The organism is Collinsella sp. LCP19S3_H3, from assembly GCF_052119145.1.
GTDB lineage: Bacteria > Actinomycetota > Coriobacteriia > Coriobacteriales > Coriobacteriaceae > Collinsella.
This window is the reverse complement of the sequence record NZ_JBQKFW010000048.1, coordinates 1-572: the sequence shown is the minus strand read 5'-3', so window position 1 is coordinate 572 and position 572 is coordinate 1. Positions and strand designations below refer to the sequence as shown.

The following is a 572-nucleotide window of genomic DNA, read 5'->3' as shown; positions in this document are numbered from 1 at the left end:
GAACACCTGCACGACGCGCGACCTGCGCTTTATCTCCCGGTTGGTCCTCTCCTGCACGTTGTTGGTGCGCAGGCGCTTCCAGTGGGTCGGCGGGAAGTCGAGGTAGGCCAGCGCGTCGGGCTCGGCCTCCTCCAGCACCGCCGCCGCCCTGGGGCAGCACCCCGCCAGCATGTCGCACGCCGCGTGGTACATGGCCGTCACGGTGGCGGCGTCGCGCCCGCGGAACACCTGCGACACGATCCTGCCCACGCGGCGCCTGAGCTGCCAGGAGCCGGCCTCGCGCATGCAGTCGCGCATGAGGTGGATGTTAGCGTCAATCTATTTTTCACCAGTTTCGCTAAACAGGCGCGCCGTTTGCGCAAAGGCGGTTTCACCGGTTGCGCTAACGTATTTTCACCGATTCCGGTCACGGCTTGACGGGGCCGTCCCTCGGCAGGTCCTTCAGCCTGTAGGACCTGCCGGTTATCTTGACCAGGTGGCAGTGGTGGCACACCCTGTCCGCGATCGCGCTCGCCGCCACGTCGTCCCCGAACACCCTGCCCCAGCCGCTGATCCCCACGTTGGTGGTGATG

Annotated in this window: 1 protein-coding gene and 1 pseudogene; both read right to left on the bottom strand. The window is 66.6% G+C overall.

Features of this window, described 5'->3' with window-relative positions:
• Positions 1-306: pseudogene (locus ACTQZF_RS09245) on the bottom strand (transposase); the annotation flags it as partial.
• 100 nt (positions 307-406) lie between these two features.
• Positions 407-559, bottom strand: a complete 153-nt coding sequence (locus tag ACTQZF_RS09240; RefSeq protein ID WP_441044879.1) for an ATP-binding protein — start codon at positions 557-559, stop codon at positions 407-409.
• Positions 560-572: the final 13 nt, after the last annotated feature.